Origin of the sequence: Humitalea rosea (assembly GCF_003253705.1) — a bacterium.
GTDB lineage: Bacteria > Pseudomonadota > Alphaproteobacteria > Acetobacterales > Acetobacteraceae > Humitalea > Humitalea rosea.
In genome coordinates this window covers 80,770-96,820 of sequence record NZ_QKYU01000004.1, presented here as the reverse complement: position 1 = coordinate 96,820, position 16,051 = coordinate 80,770, and the positions used below count along the sequence as shown (strand labels likewise).

The window sequence follows — 16,051 nt, the reverse complement described above, 5'->3', positions numbered from 1 at the left end:
AACGCCTGTTGACCCTTCCCGACGACCTCGACATCTTGGCCAATGCAGCGCGGGCCGAAGGTTTTCGTGCGCTCGATGTGCTGGCTGAGGAATTCGCCAGCGGCACCAACCGCTTCGATGGCCCGGGTGAGGCGCTGTTCGGCGCCTATCGGGACGGCGCCCTGGTCGGGATCGGCGGCGTCTGCGGCGATCCCTATGCGCCTGGGGCGGCGCGGGTGCGCCGGCTCTACGTTGCCAAGGCGGCGCGCGGGCAGGGGATCGGCCGCGCGCTGCTGGCGGCGATGGTGGCGCGGGCCGCGCCGCATTTCCCGCTGCTGCGGGTGCGCGCGCCGGAGGATGCGGCGGGGTTCTACCTTGCCACCGGCTTTGTGGCATTGGCCGATCCGCGCGGGGCCAGCCACGCCAAGCCGCTCGGCTGACTACTTCGGCTTGCGGCCGCGACCCTTCTTCTTGGGGTCCCAGCCACCGCCGCCCGGGCCCATGGGCGTCGGCTTCCAGGGCGTGCTGGCCTGAAGGGACCGGCCGGCGAGATTGGGCATCATCCCCAGTTCCAGCGCTTCCAGCCGCTTGATCTCGTCGCGCAGGCGCGCGGCGGTCTCGAACTCCAGATCGGCGGCGGCGGCGCGCATCTTCTTCTCCAGATCCGCGATGCCGGCGCGCAGATCCTTGCCGACGAAGTTCGCGGTGGCATCGCCCTCGCTGGCCGGGACGGTGACGTAATCCTGCTCATATACCGAGTGCAGCACGTCGGAGATGTCGCGCTTGATGCTCATCGGCGTGATGCCGTGCTCGGTGTTGTAGGCGATCTGCTTGGCGCGGCGGCGGTCGGTTTCCTCCAGCGCGCGGCGCATGCTCTCGGTCATCACATCGGCGTAGAGGATCACCCGCCCATCGGCATTGCGCGCGGCGCGGCCGATGGTCTGGATCAGCGAGGTGACGCTGCGCAAAAACCCTTCCTTGTCGGCGTCCAGGATGGCGACGCGCTCGCATTCGGGAATGTCCAACCCCTCGCGCAGCAAATTGATGCCGACCAGCACGTCGAAGACGCCGCGGCGCAGGTCGCGGATGATCTCGATGCGCTCCAGCGTATCGACATCCGAGTGTAGGTAACGGACCTTGATGCCCGCCTCGGTCATGTAGTCGGTCAGGTCCTCGGCCATGCGCTTGGTCAGCACGGTGACCAGGATGCGGCCGCCACGCGCGGCGACCGTCCGGCATTCGGCCAGCAGGTCATCGACCTGGCCCTCGACGGGCCGGATATCGTAGAGCGGATCGACAAGGCCGGTCGGCCGGATGATCTGCTCCGCAAACGTGCCGCCGGTGCGCTCCATTTCCCACGGTCCGGGGGTGGCGCTGACGAAGACGGTGTCGGGGCGGAACCGCTCCCATTCCTCGAATTTCAGCGGCCGGTTGTCGATGCAGGAGGGCAGGCGGAAGCCGAAGTCGCTGAGGATCGATTTGCGCGAAAAATCGCCCTTGTACATGCCGCCGACCTGCGGGACCGTGACATGGCTCTCGTCCACGATCAGCAGCGCATTGTCCGGCAGGTATTCGAACAGGGTCGGCGGCGGATCGCCCGGGCGGCGGCCGGAGAGGTAGCGGCTGTAGTTCTCGATGCCTTTGCAGGAGCCCGTCGTCTCCATCATCTCGATGTCGAAGGTGGTGCGCTGTTCCAGGCGCTGCGCCTCCAGCAGCTTGCCCTCGGCATAGAGCACCGCGAGGCGTTCCTTCAGCTCGCGCTTGATGTCGCCGATCGCCTGCAACAGCGTCGGGCGCGGCGTGACGTAATGGCTGTTGGCGTAGATCGAAATGGCGTCGAGGTCGCCCGCGACCTCCCCGGTCAGCGGATCGAATTCGCGCAAGGCCTCGACCTCGTCACCGAAGAGCGAGATGCGCCAGGCGCGATCCTCCATCTGCGCCGGCCAGAGGTCCACATTCTCGCCGCGCACCCGGAAGGTGCCGCGCTCGAAGCTGGTGTCGTTGCGGCGGTATTGCTGTTCGACCAGCCCTTTCACCAGCCGGTCGCGGTCGATGCTGCCGCCGCGTTCCAGCTTGATGGTCATGTTGGAATAGGTTTCGACCGAGCCGATGCCATAGATGCAACTCACCGAGGCGACGATGATGACGTCGTTCCGCTCCAGCAGCGCCTGGGTCGCGCCATGCCGCATCCGGTCGATCTGTTCGTTGATCTGGCTGTCTTTTTCGATGTAGGTGTCGGTCCGCGGCACATAAGCCTCGGGCTGGTAGTAGTCGTAGTAGGAGACGAAGTATTCCACGGCATTGTCCGGGAAGAAGGACTTCATTTCCCCATACAACTGCGCCGCCAGCGTCTTGTTCGGCGCCAGCACCAGCGTCGGCCGCTGCAACGACTCGATCACCTTGGCCATCGTAAACGTCTTGCCCGAGCCGGTGACGCCCAGCAGCACCTGGTCCCGCTCGCCCTGTTGCAGCCCCGCGACCAGGTCCCGGATCGCGGCCGGTTGGTCGCCCGCCGGCTCATAGGGGCTGGTGACCTTCAGCGCCTTGGTGAAGGGCGGGGTGGGCCGCGGCGGCGGCATGAACAAAGCGGGGGCGGCGATCTGATCCATGGGCGCGAATGTGGGCTGCCGCATGCCGCGCCGCCAGTGTCTCTTGCGGCTTCAAAAACATAAAGATATGTTGATATCATGCCGGTCCTGCGCGAGCGGGCCAAGAGGGAACACCGTCCAAGTCGGTGGCTGCCCCAGCAACTGTCGGCGGCGAGCCGTCGGCCCCTGCCGCCCCTGAACCGGGGCGGGCCACTGCGCGGCCAACCGCGCGGGAAGGTGGGGCCGGTGGCGATGACCCGCGAGCCAGGAGACCTGCCGGCATCGGGGACCGGCCACGCGCAACATCGCGCGCGGGCAGCCCCGTCATTCGTCGGCCGGGCTGGGCGCACCGGGCGTTGGAGACGCGTGAGATGACCATCGCCGCCAACCTCGGCTACCCCCGCATCGGGCCCCGCCGGGAATTGAAGACCGCCCTGGACTCCTTCTGGGCCGGCAAGGGCACCGAGGCCGATCTGCTCGCCACCGCCAGCGCCCTGCGCGCCGGCAGCCGGGCGTTGCAGCAGGGTTCGGGGATCAACCACTGCCCCTCGGGCGATTTCGCCCTCTACGACCATGTGCTCGACACCGCCTGCGCCTTCGGTGCGGTGCCGGGGGGCTATGGCTGGGCGGGCGAGGGGCCGGTGAGCCTCGCGACCCAGTTCGCCCTGGCCCGCGGCGCCCGTGGGTCGGAGGCGGAGGCCGCCGCCGGCATCCCCCCCGGCGCCGTGGCGCTGGAAATGACCAAGTGGTTCGACACCAACTACCATTATCTGGTCCCGCGCCTGTCCCACGCCACCTGCTTCCGCCTGCTGCACAACCCCTGGGCCGATGCGGTGCGCGAGGGCTTTGCCTCCGGCACCCGCACCCGGCCGGTGCTGCTGGGTCCGGTCTCCTTCCTGCTGCTGTCCAAGACCGAGGAGGGGACGCCGCCGCTCGCTTTGCTGCCCGGGCTGCTGCCCGCCTATGCCGAGGCGCTGCGCGGCATCGCCGAGGCCGGCGCGACCTGGGTGCAGATCGACGAACCCTGCCTGGTGACCGACCTGCCCCCCGGCGCGGCCGAGGCGTATCGCCTGGCCTATGCCGCGCTGGCGGCCGCGGCCCCGGGGTTGAAGCTGCTGCTCGCGACCTATTTCGGCGGGCTGGGCGACATGCTCGGCACCGTCGCCAGCCTGCCCGTGGCGGGGCTGCACATCGACCTCGTCCGCGCCCCGGCGCAGTTGGAGCCGACCCTGGCGGCCTGGCCCGCCGATCGCTGGCTCTCGCTCGGCGTCGTCGATGGGCGGAACATCTGGCGCACCGACCTGCGCGCGGCGCTGGCGCTGGCGCAGCGGGCGGCGGGGCGGCGGCTGATGATCGCTCCCTCCTGCTCGCTGCTGCATGTGCCGCAGTCGCTGAAACTGGAGACCGGCCTCGACCCGGCCCTGGCCCGGCGCCTCGCCTTCGCCCATGAGAAGCTGGCCGAGATCGTGCTGCTCGCCCGTGGCATCGACGAGGGCGAGGCCGCCATCGCCCCGGCGCTGAAGGAGAGCGACGCCGTCATCGCCGCCGCCCGCGCCGCCGCGCATGACCCGGCCGTCGCCCGCCGCCTCGCATCGGTGACGCCGGAGATGGCGCAGCGCCGGAGCCCCTTTGCCACGCGTGTGCTCGCCCAGCAGGCGCGGCAGTCGCTGCCGAAGCTGCCGGTGACCACCATCGGCTCCTTCCCCCAGACCGCCGAGGTGCGCGCGCTGCGCGGCCGCCTCGCCCGCGGCACCATCACCGCCGCGGAGCATGATGCGGGGATGGAGCGGCTGACCGCCGAGGCCATCGCCTGGCAGGAGGAGACCGGCGTGGACGTGCCCGTCCATGGCGAGTTCGAGCGCAACGACATGGTGAAGTATTTTGGCGAGCAGCTCGCCGGCTACGCCTTCACCAAACATGGCTGGGTGCAATCCTATGGCAGCCGCTGCGTGGCGCCGCCGATCATCTGGGGCGATGTCTCCCGCCCAGCGCCGATGACGCTGCGCTGGGCCAGCTACGCGCAATCCCTGACCAGCCGCCCGGTGAAGGGGATGTTGACGGGGCCGGTGACGATGCTCGCCTGGTCCTTCGTGCGCGAGGATATCCCGCGCGAGACGGTGTGCCGCCAGATCGCGCTGGCGATCCGCGACGAGGTCGCGGATCTGGAAGCGGCCGGCATCGCCATCGTGCAGATCGACGAGCCCGCCTTCCGGGAAGGGCTGCCGCTGCGCCAGGCCGATCGCGCCGCCTATCTGACCTGGGCGGTGGACTGCTTTCGCTTGGCCGCGGCGGTGGTGCGGGACGACACCCAGATCCATACCCACATGTGCTACGCTGAGTTCAACGACATCATCGGGGACATCGCGGCCATGGATGCCGATGTGATCTCGATCGAGACGACGCGCAGCGACATGGAGCTGCTCGGCGCCTTCGAGGGCTTCGCCTATCCGAACGACATCGGGCCGGGGGTCTGGGACATCCACAGCCCGCGCGTGCCAGGGGTCGAGGAGATGGTCGGGCTGCTGCGCCGCGCCGCCGCCCGCGTCCCGGCGGAGCGGCTCTGGGTCAACCCCGATTGCGGCTGCAAGACCCGTGGCTGGGCCGAGGTGCGGCCGGCGATGGCGAATATGGTCGCGGCGGCCCGCATCCTGCGGGCGGAGCTGGCCTAGCCCGTCAGCTCTGCGATCGCGCGAGCTCGGTCAGCCGCGCGATCGCGCCCTCCAGCACCCGGCGTTCCTCCGGCGCCAGCGCGCCGAGGAACAGCTCGTCCCGGGCCCGGGCGGCGCGCATCAGCCCGTCGTAAAGCACCTCGCCGGCCGGGGAGAGGCGCAGCGTCACCTCGCGGGCATCCTCGCGCCCGACCTCGCGCAGCACGAGGCCGCGCGTGACCAGGGCGGAGACCGTGCGGCTGGCCTGGGCCTTGTCCAGCCCCGACTGGCGCGACAGCCCCTTCAGCGGCATCGGCGAAAACCCGCCGAGCAGCGCCAGCGTGCGCCATTCCATCAGGGAGACGTCGAACTCCCGCCGGTAGCGCGTGGCCGCCCCGCGCGACAGCGCATTGGCCAGGCGATGCACGCGGTAGGAAAGCAGGTCCTTGATCGTCGCCGCACTCATCCAAGGCCCAGCAGCGTCAGGGCATGGGCGCGAAGCTGCGTCTTCTGCACCTTGCCCGAGGCGGTCATCCCGATCGCCTCGAAATCCTCGACCAGCCAAAGGTGGCGCGGCATGCGGAAGTTCGCGATCCGCGGGCGCAGCCAGTCGAGCAGCGTCTCCGGGTCCATCACCCCCCCGTCCATCAGCCGCACGAACCCCACCGGCACCTCTCCCAGCCGCGCATCGGGCACGCCGACCACCTGGGCCATGGCGACCATCGGATGCGCGAGGAGCGCTTCCTCGACCTCGGCGGGGGCGACGTTCTCGCCGCCGACGCGCAGCACATCCTTGATGCGCCCGGCCAGATGCAGCCGCCCCTCCAGGTTCAGGCTGCCCAGGTCTCCGGTCCGCAGCCAGCCGTCCGGGGTGAAGGCGCGGGCGGTGGCCTCGGGGTCGTTGACATAGCCGCGCATCACGGACCAGCCGCGGACCTGGATCTCGCCCCGCTGGCCTTGCGGCAGCGGGCTGTTGGTCGCGGGATCGGCGATCCGCAGTGCGACGCCGGCATGCGGCAGCGCCAGCCCGGCGATCCGCAGATCCAGCGGATCGCGCCGGTCGTTCAGGACGACATTCGGCGAGGCTTCCGACAGGCCATAGGCCCAGCAGAGATCGGTCATGCCCAGATCCTCGACGATGCGCCGCATCGTCTGCGGCCCGGCCGCGGCCCAGCCGCCGCGCAGATGGATGCGGTTCCGGTCGAAGGACGGGTGGGAGAGCAGCAGTTGGAAGATGCTGTCATTGCCGCTGGTGATGGTGCAGCGCTCCACATCCAGCAGGCGCAACGCCTCGCCGGCCTCGAAGGTGGGCGGCGTGACCAGGCTCGCCCCGGTGGTCAGCGCCAGCAGCAGCGACAGGGTGCTGCCTGCGACATGGAAGAAGGGACGGCAGTTCAGGTAGCGGTCATCATCCCGCACCCCGAGCCGCAGCGCGCAGGCGGCGGCGTTGCGCAGCATATTTTGATGCGTCAGCAGCACGCCCTTGGGGAAGGCGGTGGTGCCGGAGGTGAACTGCACCAGCAGCGGGTCGTCGGTGCCTGGCTTCACCGTCGGATGGGCGGAGCCGGCGGCGAGGAAGGCTTCCCAGCCGATCGCGCCCTGCGGCGTCGCGCCCGCGACCACGACATGCCGCAGCCCCGGCACGGCGGTGCCGGGCAAAGCGGTGGCGAGCGCCGGTTCGGCCTCGGTCAGCAGGGCGACGAAATCCTGCCTCAGGAAGCTGTCAGCCATCAGCAGCGCGCGGCAATCGGCGCGGTTGAGGGCATAGGCGATCTCGCTGGCCTTCCAGCGCGTGTTCATCGGCACGGTGACGCAGCCGATAAGGGCGGCGCCGTAGAAGCCGGTGACCCATTCGGCGTTGTTGGGGAACAGCAGCCCGACGAAATCCCCCCGCTTCAGCCCCAGCGCCAGCAGCCCGGCCGCGACCCGCTGCGCCTCCAGCAGCAGCGCCGCATGGGTCAGGCGGGCGGCTCCGGCGACCAGCGCCTCGCCATTCGGGTTGTGGGTGGCGTTGCGTTGCAGCAGGTCGCCAAGGATTGTCGGCTGCCAGCGGTCAGGCATGACCGAACCCCGCCATGGCCTGCTTCCATTCGGCGGCGGCCAGGTTCTCCTCGATCGCCAGCAGTTCGGTCGCCAGCGCGCCGCGCGGGTCGCGGGCGAGCCCCTCCTCGATGCAGCGCTTGGCCATGGCGAGGGCCGAAGCCGGAGCCTTGAGCATGGGTGCCAGCACCGCCGCGACCTCCGCCTCCAGCGCCTCGGGCGCGACGAGGCGGGCGACGAGGCCATGGGTCAGCGCCTCGGCCGCCGAGAGGGTGCGTCCGGTCAGCATCAGATCCTTGGCCAGCCGCTTGCCGAGGATGCGCGGCAGCCGCTGGGTCGCGCCGATGGTGCCCCACAGCGCCTCGGGCGTCCGAAAACTCGCGGCCGGGGTGGCGATGATGAAATCGGCCAGCGCCGCGATCTCCGCGCCCGAGCCGATCGCCGGCCCCTCGACCACCGCCACCACCGGCATCGGCAGGCGCTCGATCGCGTCATAGGCGGCGAAGGCGCGCAGGCGGCGGGCGCGGATCGCGTCATCCGCCATGCCCTGGCGTTCCTTGATGTCGGCCCCGGCGCAGAAGACCGGGCCATTGGCGCGGATCAGCACCACCCGTGCCTGTTCGGCCAAGGCCCGCCGCGCGCCGCCGAGCAGCGCATCGCAGAGCGCGAGGTTCAGCGCGTTGCGTGCCTGCGGCCGGTTCAAGGTGAGGGTAAGGACGCCATCGGAGAAGCCCTGGACCAGCGTGTCGCTCATACTGTGCCTTTTGCGCGGAGGGCGGCGATTCGATCGGGATCGTAACCGATTTGCGCCAGAATTTCGTCGGTATGTTCGCCGAGGCCCGGCGGCCGCCGCGTCGCCTGCGGGTCGTCGAAGCCGTCGAAGCGGAAGGGCAGGCGCAGCGACGGGAAGCTGCCGAGCACCGGGTCGGTGAAGGACTGGACCGCCGACCGCGCCTGGATATGCGGATCGGTCAGCACCTCATCCAGCGCCAGCACCGGCCCATTCGGCACATCCACGGCATCGAGCGCGGTCACGGCCTGGGCGCGGGTCATCCCCGCCATGGCGGCGGTCATCGCCGCCATCACCCGCTCCCGCTGCGCCAGGCGCCCGGCATTGCTCGCCAGCGCCGGATCGGCGGCCAGCGAGTCCAGTCCCAGTGCTGCGCAAAGCGGCGCCCAATGCTGGTCGCTGGCGGTGATGTGGAGGAACCGCCCATCCGAACAGAGGAAGGAGGCGGTCGGCACCCGCCCCGGATGTTCGGTCCCCATACGTTCCGGCACTTCGCCCAATGCGAAAAACCGCGCGGCGGCGATGGTCAGCAGCGAGACCTGCCCATCCAGCATCGACAGATCGACATGCGCGCCATGCCCCGCCGCATCCCGTCCGCGCAGCGCCGCAAGCAATGCGATCGCGACCCAGAGCCCCGAGGTCAGGTCGGCGACCGGCAGCCCCGGCTTCACCGGCCCGCCACCGCGCTCCCCGGTCAGCCCCATGATCCCGCCCATGGCCTGGAACACGGTGTCGTAGCCTTTTCGGCGCGCATAAGGGCCGGTCTGGCCGAAGCCGGTGCAGGACAGCATCACGAGCTTTGGCGCGATCTCGCGCAGCTTCGGCCAGTCCAGGCCCCGGCGCTGCATCGTGCCGGTCGGGAAGTTCTCCACCAGCGCGTCGGATCGCATGGCCAAGGCGCGGATGATCTCCACCCCCTCCGGCTGGCGCAGATCGACGGTGATGCTGCGCTTGGCGCGGTTGCAGGCCATGTAATAGCCCGAGACCCGCTCGCCCCCGGGGCTGGTCGCGAAGGGCTCGAAGCCGCGGGTTTCATCACCGCTGCCGGGCTGCTCGACCTTGATGACCTCGGCGCCCAGTTCGGCCAGGATCATCGAGGCGAAGGGGCAGGCCAGGACCCGCGACAGGTCCAGGATGCGCAGGCCCTGCAACGGCGTCACGGCGTGATCATCCGCTTCACCGCCAGCATCATCTCGGGCGGCATGCTGGCGGCTTCTTCCGCGAGACGCAGCGCCTCGGCCTCCAGCGCCGCTGCCGGCACCACCCGGGCGACGAGGCCGAGCGCCTGCGCCTCGGCCGCCGGCAGTTTTCGCCCCGTCGCCAGCAGGTCGAAGGCGACCCCGCGCGGCACCCGCGCCGCCAGCGGCGGGCCGACGAGGTAGGGCAGGATGCGGTGCTTGGCCTCGGGCCAGGCGAACCAGGCGTCATCCGCCATCACCACCGCATCGCAGCCCATGGCCAGCGCCGCGCCCGCACCGACCGCACCGCCCTGGACCGCGGCGATCACCGGCAGGCGCAAGGTGGCGGGCAAAGCGAAGAGCAGCCGCATGGCCCCGCCGCGCGCCGCCTTCTGCTCGGGCGTGGAGGGCGCGCGCATCTCGGCCAGATCGCCGCCGGCGCTGAACAGCACGCCATTGCCGGCCAGGACCACGGCGCGCACCGCATCCTCCCCCGCCGCCGCCGACAGGGCTGCGATCAAGGCGGCGATGGTCGCGGTGTCCAGCGCATTGCGCTTCTCGGGGCGGTTCAGGGTGATGCGGCGGATGCCGTCCTGGTCGGCGATCAACAGGCTCATGCGAACAACCTTTGGCGGGCGGCCTCGGCCTCTTCGACCAGGCGGCGGAAAACCTCGGCGGCGGGGGGGCAGTCGGAGATCAGCCCGGCGGTCTGGCCGGCCTCCAGCTTGCTCTGGTCGATGTCGCCGTCGAGTGCGGCGGATTTCAGGCTGCGGGACATGTAGAGCGCAGCCAGTTCGGCCTTATCCATGCCCGCGCGTTCGGCGGCCTCGACCAGCGCGGTAAAGGCGTTGCGGATCTGCCGCACCGGCAGCCCCCCGCGCCCGACCAGGGTTGTGTCGCCAATACCCGCCGCCAGCACCGCCGCCTTGTAGGCGGGGTGGACCGAGGCCTCCTCCGTCATCAGGAAGCGGGTGCCGAGTTGGGCGCCCTCGGCCCCCAGCGCGAAGACGGCGGCGATGCCGGCGCCATCGGCGATGCCACCCGCGGCGATCACCGGCAGCCTCGTGGCCAGCACGACCGCGCGGGTGAGCACCAGCGCCGAGACCTCATCCGGCGCGGGATGCCCACCGGCCTCGCCGCCGACGACGATCAGCCCATCGACCCCGGCGGCCTCCGCCTTGGCCGCGTGTTCCGGGCCGGCCACGACATGCAGCCAGACCGTTCCGATGGCCCGGAACCGCGGCAGATGTGCCCGCGGCCCGCCCTGGCTGACGATCAGGATCGGCACGCGCTCGGCCTCGGCGATGTCGAGGAACTCGGCCGAGCGCTTGTTGTAGAGCGGCACGTTCACCGCGAAGGGCGCATCGGTCCCGGCCCGCACCTCGCGGATCGCCGCGACCAGCGCCTCCGGCCGCATCGGCCCGGCGGCGATCACGCCGAGCCCGCCCGCCCGCGCCACCGCCAGCGGCAGCGCCGCCGAGGAGGAGGCCCAGGACATGCCGCCCTGCACGATCGGGATGCGGATGCCGAGCAGCGCTGGCAGCCGCGACGGGAAGCGGAATTCGATCACCGGAGCGGGTCCCCCAAAAGCTGCGTTCTGTCTTGGCGAAGTGGCGCAGATGGTTGATGGTGTCAACGGAACAGCATTCAGACTGTGTTCGGGAGACTCTCACCATGACTCAATTCAGCCGCCGCGCCCTGCTCGGCACCGCCCTCGCGGCCCCGGCGATCGTCCCGGCGCTGGCGCAGGGCGCCTGGCCGAACCGGCCGGTGCGCTTCATCGTCCCCTTCGCCCCGGGTGGCCCGGTCGAGGTGCCGGCGCGGGTGGTGGCCGAATTGCTCTCCCGCACCATGGGCCAGCCCTTCATCGTCGAGACCCGCCCCGGGGCGGGCGGTGCCCTCGGGGTCCAGACGGTCGTGCAGGCGCATGATCCGCATGTGCTGCTCTTCACCACCTCCTCGGTCGCCATCGTGCCGGCGCTGATGCGCGATCCGGGCTACGATCCGCTGAAGGATCTGACGCCGATCTCCCTGGTCACCGATGCGCCGATCACCTTGCTCGCGCGGCCGGGTGGGCGGGTGAAGGACCTGGCCGGGCTGATCGCCCTGGCGCGGGAAAAGCCGGGTGAGATCTCCTATGCCTCCTCCGGCGTCGGCAGCACGACCCATCTGGCGGGCGCGCTGCTGGCGCAGAAGGCGGGGATCGACCTGCTGCACGTGCCCTATCGCGGCGCCGGGCAGGCGGTGAACGCCGTCTATTCCGGCGATACCGATTTGCTGGTCACCGGCACGATCGAGGCGATTCCCCATGTCCGCGACGGCCGTCTGATCGGCATCGCCATCACCGGCCCGCGGCGCATCGCCCCGCTGCCGGAGGTGCCGACGGTGGGCGAGGTCGTGCCCGGCTATGCCCTGACCATCTGGTACGGGATGTTCGGCCCCGCCGGCATGGACCCGGCCATCGCCACCCGCATCGTCGCGGACTGCGCCCCCTTGCTGCAAGGCGGGGTGCTGAAGGAGCGCATGGACGCCTCCGGCGCCGATTTGCTGCTGGACGGTCCTGGGCCTCTGGCCGAGCGGCTGGCGCGGGAGGTGCCGCAATGGAAAGCGGTCACCGCCGCCGCCGGCATCAGGGCCGAGTGAGCAGGCGCCTCAACGCCGCGACGGCCTCGGCCGGGCCTGGCACCGCCGTCGCCCCGGCGGCGGCCAGGGCCGCGAGCTTGGCCGCGGCGGTCTCCCGCTCCGCCCCCGCCAGCGCGCCGGCATGGCCCATGCGCGTGCCGGGTGGGGCGTGACGGCCGACGATCATGGCCACCACCGGCACTCGGCATCCGGGCAAAGCGGCGGCCAAAGCATATTCCTTGTCGCCGCCAAGCTCGCCGCAATAGAGCACGGCCTTGACCTCCGGATCGGCGGCGACGGCCCGCAGCCATTCATCCGGGTTGCGGCCGATCGCGGCATCCCCGCCCATATGCGCCACCAGCCGCTGGCCGAGCCCGGCCTCGGTCAGGATGCGCGCCAGGGTAAGCGTCAGGGTGCCGCTCCGCGCCAGCAGGGCCACCGGGCCGGGCGTGCAAAAATCCGGCGCGATGGAGCCGAGCACGCCAACCCCCGGCACGCAGAGCCCGAGCGTGTTCGGCCCGACCAGCCAGCACCCCGCCGCCCGCGCCGCCTGGGCCGCCGCCAGCGCATCATGCGCCGGCACGTATTCGGCGGCGGCGACGATGGTCGGGATGCGCAGATCGGCGCAGATACGCACCGCTTCCAACAGCCCCTCGGGCGGGGTGTAGAGCACGGCGGCATCGGCGGGCTCGGCCAGGTCGCGGGCGTCATCCAGCATCGGCAGGCCGTCCAGCAGCGTGCCGCCACGCCCCGGCGCGATGCCCGCGACGATCCGCGTGCCGGCGCCGCGCATGGCCGCGACCTGGGCGGCGGCATAGCGGCCGGCCGGGTTGAAGACGATCACCCGGCGGGGAAACCCTTGCGGAAACAGGATCATGGAGACGTCCGATGCGTTTGACAGAACATGAGGGCAAGGCGCTGCTGCGCCGGCATGGCATCGCAGTGCCGCATGGATCGTTGATTCACGCAACTGATCCGGCGCCGATTTGGCAGGGGCGCGGCGTCGCCAAGGCCCAGGTCCTGGAAGGCGGGCGCGGCAAGCGCGGCCTCGTGCGCCTGTTCGAGGCGGGGGGCATCGCCGAGGTTGTCGCCGGCGTCCGTGCCGCCGGGGCCACCGCCGTGCCGCTGCTGATCGAGGAGGCGCTGCCCATCGCGCAGGAATTCTACCTCTCGCTGCGGATCGACGGGACGGGGCAGGGGATCGGGCTGCTCGCCTCGGCCGCCGGGGGCATCGAGATCGAGGCGGCCGCCCCGCCTATCGCCATGACCTTCCAGGCGCAGGACCCGCATGCCGGGGCGAGCATCCTGGCGGCACTGGGGGCGGGCTTCCCCGCGGCGATCGCGCCGCGCATCGCGCGCCTGGTGCTCCGCCTCGCCGCGGTGCTGGTGGCCGAGGATCTGGAACTGCTGGAGATCAACCCGCTGGCGCTGCTGCCCGATGGGCGGCTGGTCGCGGCCGATGCCAAATGCCTGCGCGACGAGGCTGCCGGCTTCCGGCACGACCCGGCCGAGACGGCGGTCTCCGCCGCGCTGGAGGAGGCGCTGCGCACCCCCCTCGAACGCCGCGCCGCCGAGGCAGGGTTCAGCCTGGTCGAATTGCCTGCGGGGCGTGTCGCGCTGATCAGCGCGGGCGCGGGCCTGGGGATGATGCTGGTGGATCTGCTGGCCGATGCCGGGGCGCCCGCCGCCTGCTTCATGGACAATGCCCAGGGCGGACCGGCCGAAACCACGGTGCAGCGGCTGGCCATGGCCTTCGAGATCGCGGCGCGGCCGGAGGTCGGCGCGATCCTGTTCTGCACGACCCTGGCCTCACGCCCGCTCAAGGGACGGATCCAGGCCTTGGCCGCGGCCCTGCGCGCGGCCCCGCCGCCCAAGCCGCTGGTGGTCGCGATCGCCGCGGGGCATGCGGCGCTGGCGGGCTATTCCATGGCCGAGGCCGAGGCGAGCCTGCGCGAGGTCGGTGTCACGGCGCTGTTCGGGGAACCCCTGGCGGCGGTGGCCGAGGCGGCGCGTCTGGCCCGGGGCTGATCAGCCCCGGGTGTTGCGCGGCTCGCGGGGCACCGGCGGCTGCAGCACCTGGCGCGTCAGCGCGCTGGGCGCATGTGTGCGGGCCGGGGGGCGGGGGGCGACGCTACGGGCCGGGATCACCGGGGGCGCGGCGACGGGACGGCTGGCGCTGCGCGAGGGCCGGGCCGCCTGCGGCTGGCGCGCCGCCTGGGCCGGACGGGCGCTGCGCGTGGCACGGGCGGCGGCCTGCCGCGTCGTGCTGCCGCGGCTTGCGGCCGGGCGGGAGGCGGCGGCCCGGGCGGCGGCGGTGGCGCTGCGGTTGGTCATCCGCGCCGGCACCGAGGCAGCCGACGCGCGGGAGACGATGGCGGTGGAGCGGGTGGCCACAGGGGCCGTCACCGCGATGGCGACGCCCGAGCGGATGAAGCCCTGGTCGAGCAGGGCGGCCATATGCTGGTCCCGCTCGAACCAGGAGGATCCGCCGAACACCGCGCCGATCAGCCGCACGCCATCGCGCTGCGCGCTGGTGACGATGTTGAAGCCGCTGGCGCTGATGTAGCCGGTCTTGATGCCGTCGGCGCCTTCGTAGGAATCCAGCATGCGGTTGTGGCTGCGCAGCTGCACCCCGGCGACCCGCGTCCGTACGGTGGAGAAGTAGTGGTAGTGCTGCGGGAAGTCCGTGAAGAGCCGGCGGCCGAGCAGCGCCATGTCGCGCGCCGTCGTCACCTGATCGAGGTCGGGCAGGCCGGAGGCATTGCGGAAGGTCGTGTGGGCCATGCCGAGGGCGCGGGCGCGCAGGGTCATCGCCTGGGCGAAGCGCGCCTCGCTGCCGGACAGCGTTTCGCCGAACAGGGCGGCGACGTCATTGGCGCTTTTCGTGACCAGGGAGAGGATGCCCTGTTCCACCGTCAGCGTGGTGCCGGGTGGCAGGCCAAGTTTGGAGGGCGGCATCGCCGCGGCATCCTCGGTCATGGCGATGTGCTGATCGAGGCGCAGCCGCCCCTCCCGCACCGCCTCGAAGACCATATATAACGTCATCATCTTCGTCAGGGACGCAGGATGGCGCGTCTCATCGGCGTTGATGGCGACGAGAACCTCACCGCTCCGAAGGTTCTGGACAAAGCCGCTGTAGCGATCGCTGCCGATCTGCGCCTGGGCCCGGGAGGCAAAGAGGCTGAAGGCAAGGCCGGCGAAGGCGAGGCGGCCAAGGAGCGTCGCAATGCGCGGGAGGTTCATGCCGATCCGCCAGGTTTTCTTGGGGCCCACCCCCTGCGGACGCCCTCATAGGTTGCAAGCTACCCTTTGCCGGCGTCTGGCGTCATCCTGAACGTTTGAGGAACATTAGGCTGATTCAAGGCTTTGGCCGCTTCGTCTTCGCTTTTGGATGCGGCGGCGCGACCGATCGTCCGGTATCGGCCTTATGCTGCACTGCAAAAAAACTCCTTGCGTTATGGGCTGGCGATCGGCATATCTGTCTCGTGCTGCGGTGCAGCAAAGAACTGGCTGCCGCACGGGCCCGGGCCATGTCGGCCGGTCCTGAAACAGGTGACGGAGAATTCCCATGGCTGAGACCACGAGCAAGACCAATCCCGCCGAGAAGGTTGCCCGGATCGCGACCGAGACGACCGCCGCCGGCGTGGCGCAGGGCAAGAAGATGGTCGAAGAGGGCAGCGCCCGCGCCCAGAAGCTGATGACCGACGGTGCCACCCAGGCCCGCGCCGCGATGGAGCAGGGCGTTGCCCAGGCCTCCAAGTCGGCCGAGGACCTGATGAAGGCCGCGCAGGACGCGATGGACTTCAGCCGCGGCAATGTCGAGGCGCTGACCCGCGCGACCCAGGTCTACATGGCCGGCGTGCAGGACCTCGGCAAGCAGGCCTTCGCGATGCTGCAGGGCATGGCCGACCACGCCGTGGAAAGCGCCAAGGCGCTCGCCGCCGTGAAGTCGCTGAAGGAAGCCGCCGACGTGCAGTCCGCCTTCGCCAAGGCCGGCATGGAGCGCGCGATGAGCGAAGGCGCCAAGCTGCAGGAAGCCTCGATCAAGCTGGTCGAGACCTCCTCCGCTCCGATCGCCGCCCGCGTGACGGTCGCCTTCGAGAAGGTGTCCAAGCCCCTCGCGGCCTGAGACCGACCCATCGGAGGGGCGGTGATGCCGCCTCTCCACGCGCTTGACGCCGGCCCGGGTTCACCCCCGTGGCCGGC

14 protein-coding genes and 1 riboswitch are annotated in these 16,051 nt (G+C 71.0%); of the genes, 5 read left to right on the top strand and 9 right to left on the bottom strand.

The genetic code is table 11. From position 1 onward, the window contains the following. Nucleotides 1-8: 8 nt before the first annotated feature. Nucleotides 9-419 carry a GNAT family N-acetyltransferase gene (locus tag C8P66_RS04745; RefSeq protein WP_245903212.1) on the top strand — a complete coding sequence of 137 codons (411 nt, stop codon included), beginning with the start codon at nucleotides 9-11 and terminating at the stop codon, nucleotides 417-419. Here C8P66_RS04745 and uvrB read toward each other — a convergent pair whose 3' ends face one another. Continuing rightward, nucleotides 420-2,558 (bottom strand): excinuclease ABC subunit UvrB, encoded by a 2,139-nt coding sequence (gene uvrB, locus C8P66_RS04740; protein ID WP_245903236.1) that lies wholly within the window; start codon nucleotides 2,556-2,558, stop codon nucleotides 420-422. A 95-nt stretch (nucleotides 2,559-2,653) separates the two neighbouring features. Beyond that, nucleotides 2,654-2,862: riboswitch (cobalamin riboswitch) on the top strand. A gap of 76 nt (nucleotides 2,863-2,938) precedes the next feature. Between uvrB and metE the strand changes: the two genes are divergently transcribed. After that, on the top strand, nucleotides 2,939-5,236 hold the full coding sequence (gene metE / locus C8P66_RS04735; protein ID WP_111397135.1) for a 5-methyltetrahydropteroyltriglutamate--homocysteine S-methyltransferase: 2,298 nt from the start codon (nucleotides 2,939-2,941) through the stop codon (nucleotides 5,234-5,236). 4 nt (nucleotides 5,237-5,240) lie between these two features. Here the strand turns inward: metE and C8P66_RS04730 are convergent, their stop codons facing one another. Genes C8P66_RS04730 through C8P66_RS04705 form a run of 6 tightly spaced genes read right to left on the bottom strand, consistent with a single transcriptional unit; the run spans nucleotide 5,241 to nucleotide 10,793 of the window. Then, nucleotides 5,241-5,681 carry a MarR family winged helix-turn-helix transcriptional regulator gene (locus tag C8P66_RS04730; RefSeq protein WP_111397003.1) on the bottom strand — a complete coding sequence of 147 codons (441 nt, stop codon included), beginning with the start codon at nucleotides 5,679-5,681 and terminating at the stop codon, nucleotides 5,241-5,243. Continuing rightward, entirely contained in the window at nucleotides 5,678-7,276 is a 1,599-nt protein-coding gene (locus C8P66_RS04725; protein ID WP_111397002.1) for an AMP-binding protein, read from the bottom strand. Before C8P66_RS04725 ends, C8P66_RS04730 begins: the two co-directional genes overlap by 4 nt. Further along, nucleotides 7,269-8,009, bottom strand: a complete 741-nt coding sequence (locus C8P66_RS04720; protein WP_111397001.1) for an enoyl-CoA hydratase/isomerase family protein — start codon at nucleotides 8,007-8,009, stop codon at nucleotides 7,269-7,271. Before C8P66_RS04720 ends, C8P66_RS04725 begins: the two co-directional genes overlap by 8 nt. Next, nucleotides 8,006-9,205, bottom strand: a complete 1,200-nt coding sequence (locus tag C8P66_RS04715) for a CaiB/BaiF CoA transferase family protein (RefSeq protein WP_111397000.1) — start codon at nucleotides 9,203-9,205, stop codon at nucleotides 8,006-8,008. The genes C8P66_RS04720 and C8P66_RS04715 overlap by 4 nt, the downstream gene beginning before the upstream one ends. Beyond that, nucleotides 9,202-9,840 (bottom strand): enoyl-CoA hydratase/isomerase family protein, encoded by a 639-nt coding sequence (locus C8P66_RS04710; protein WP_111396999.1) that lies wholly within the window; start codon nucleotides 9,838-9,840, stop codon nucleotides 9,202-9,204. Before C8P66_RS04710 ends, C8P66_RS04715 begins: the two co-directional genes overlap by 4 nt. After that, nucleotides 9,837-10,793, bottom strand: a complete 957-nt coding sequence (locus C8P66_RS04705) for an NAD(P)H-dependent flavin oxidoreductase (RefSeq protein ID WP_245903211.1) — start codon at nucleotides 10,791-10,793, stop codon at nucleotides 9,837-9,839. Before C8P66_RS04705 ends, C8P66_RS04710 begins: the two co-directional genes overlap by 4 nt. A 104-nt stretch (nucleotides 10,794-10,897) precedes the next feature. On the opposite strand from C8P66_RS04705, the gene C8P66_RS04700 reads away from it, so the two are divergent. Further along, on the top strand, nucleotides 10,898-11,866 hold the full coding sequence (locus tag C8P66_RS04700; protein WP_158537099.1) for a Bug family tripartite tricarboxylate transporter substrate binding protein: 969 nt from the start codon (nucleotides 10,898-10,900) through the stop codon (nucleotides 11,864-11,866). On the opposite strand, the gene C8P66_RS04695 is transcribed toward C8P66_RS04700, so the two are convergent. Continuing rightward, the gene (locus C8P66_RS04695) at nucleotides 11,853-12,722 is read right to left on the bottom strand and encodes a CoA-binding protein (protein WP_111396997.1); all 870 of its coding nucleotides are present in this window, start codon (nucleotides 12,720-12,722) and stop codon (nucleotides 11,853-11,855) included. The two genes, C8P66_RS04700 and C8P66_RS04695, sit on opposite strands and share 14 nt — an antisense overlap. A gap of 11 nt (nucleotides 12,723-12,733) precedes the next feature. On the opposite strand from C8P66_RS04695, the gene C8P66_RS04690 reads away from it, so the two are divergent. After that, the gene (locus tag C8P66_RS04690; protein ID WP_111396996.1) at nucleotides 12,734-13,873 is read left to right on the top strand and encodes an ATP-grasp domain-containing protein; all 1,140 of its coding nucleotides are present in this window, start codon (nucleotides 12,734-12,736) and stop codon (nucleotides 13,871-13,873) included. Here the strand turns inward: C8P66_RS04690 and C8P66_RS04685 are convergent, their stop codons facing one another. After that, nucleotides 13,874-15,088, bottom strand: coding sequence for a D-alanyl-D-alanine carboxypeptidase family protein (locus tag C8P66_RS04685; protein WP_111397134.1), 1,215 nt, complete (start codon nucleotides 15,086-15,088; stop codon nucleotides 13,874-13,876). Between the two features lie 325 nt (nucleotides 15,089-15,413). On the opposite strand from C8P66_RS04685, the gene C8P66_RS04680 reads away from it, so the two are divergent. Further along, on the top strand, nucleotides 15,414-15,974 hold the full coding sequence (locus C8P66_RS04680) for a phasin family protein (protein ID WP_111396995.1): 561 nt from the start codon (nucleotides 15,414-15,416) through the stop codon (nucleotides 15,972-15,974). Nucleotides 15,975-16,051 lie beyond the last annotated feature (77 nt).

Coding starts and splice junctions, on each gene's coding strand:
- uvrB (WP_245903236.1), bottom strand. CDS start 2,558: ATGCCGCCGCCGCGGCCCACCCCGCCCTTCACCAAGGCGCTGAAGGTC.
- C8P66_RS04700 (WP_158537099.1), top strand. CDS start 10,898: ATGACTCAATTCAGCCGCCGCGCCCTGCTCGGCACCGCCCTCGCGGCC.
- C8P66_RS04720 (WP_111397001.1), bottom strand. CDS start 8,009: ATGAGCGACACGCTGGTCCAGGGCTTCTCCGATGGCGTCCTTACCCTC.
- metE (WP_111397135.1), top strand. CDS start 2,939: ATGACCATCGCCGCCAACCTCGGCTACCCCCGCATCGGGCCCCGCCGG.
- C8P66_RS04690 (WP_111396996.1), top strand. CDS start 12,734: ATGCGTTTGACAGAACATGAGGGCAAGGCGCTGCTGCGCCGGCATGGC.
- C8P66_RS04685 (WP_111397134.1), bottom strand. CDS start 15,088: ATGAACCTCCCGCGCATTGCGACGCTCCTTGGCCGCCTCGCCTTCGCC.
- C8P66_RS04730 (WP_111397003.1), bottom strand. CDS start 5,681: ATGAGTGCGGCGACGATCAAGGACCTGCTTTCCTACCGCGTGCATCGC.
- C8P66_RS04710 (WP_111396999.1), bottom strand. CDS start 9,840: ATGAGCCTGTTGATCGCCGACCAGGACGGCATCCGCCGCATCACCCTG.
- C8P66_RS04680 (WP_111396995.1), top strand. CDS start 15,414: ATGGCTGAGACCACGAGCAAGACCAATCCCGCCGAGAAGGTTGCCCGG.
- C8P66_RS04695 (WP_111396997.1), bottom strand. CDS start 12,722: ATGATCCTGTTTCCGCAAGGGTTTCCCCGCCGGGTGATCGTCTTCAAC.
- C8P66_RS04725 (WP_111397002.1), bottom strand. CDS start 7,276: ATGCCTGACCGCTGGCAGCCGACAATCCTTGGCGACCTGCTGCAACGC.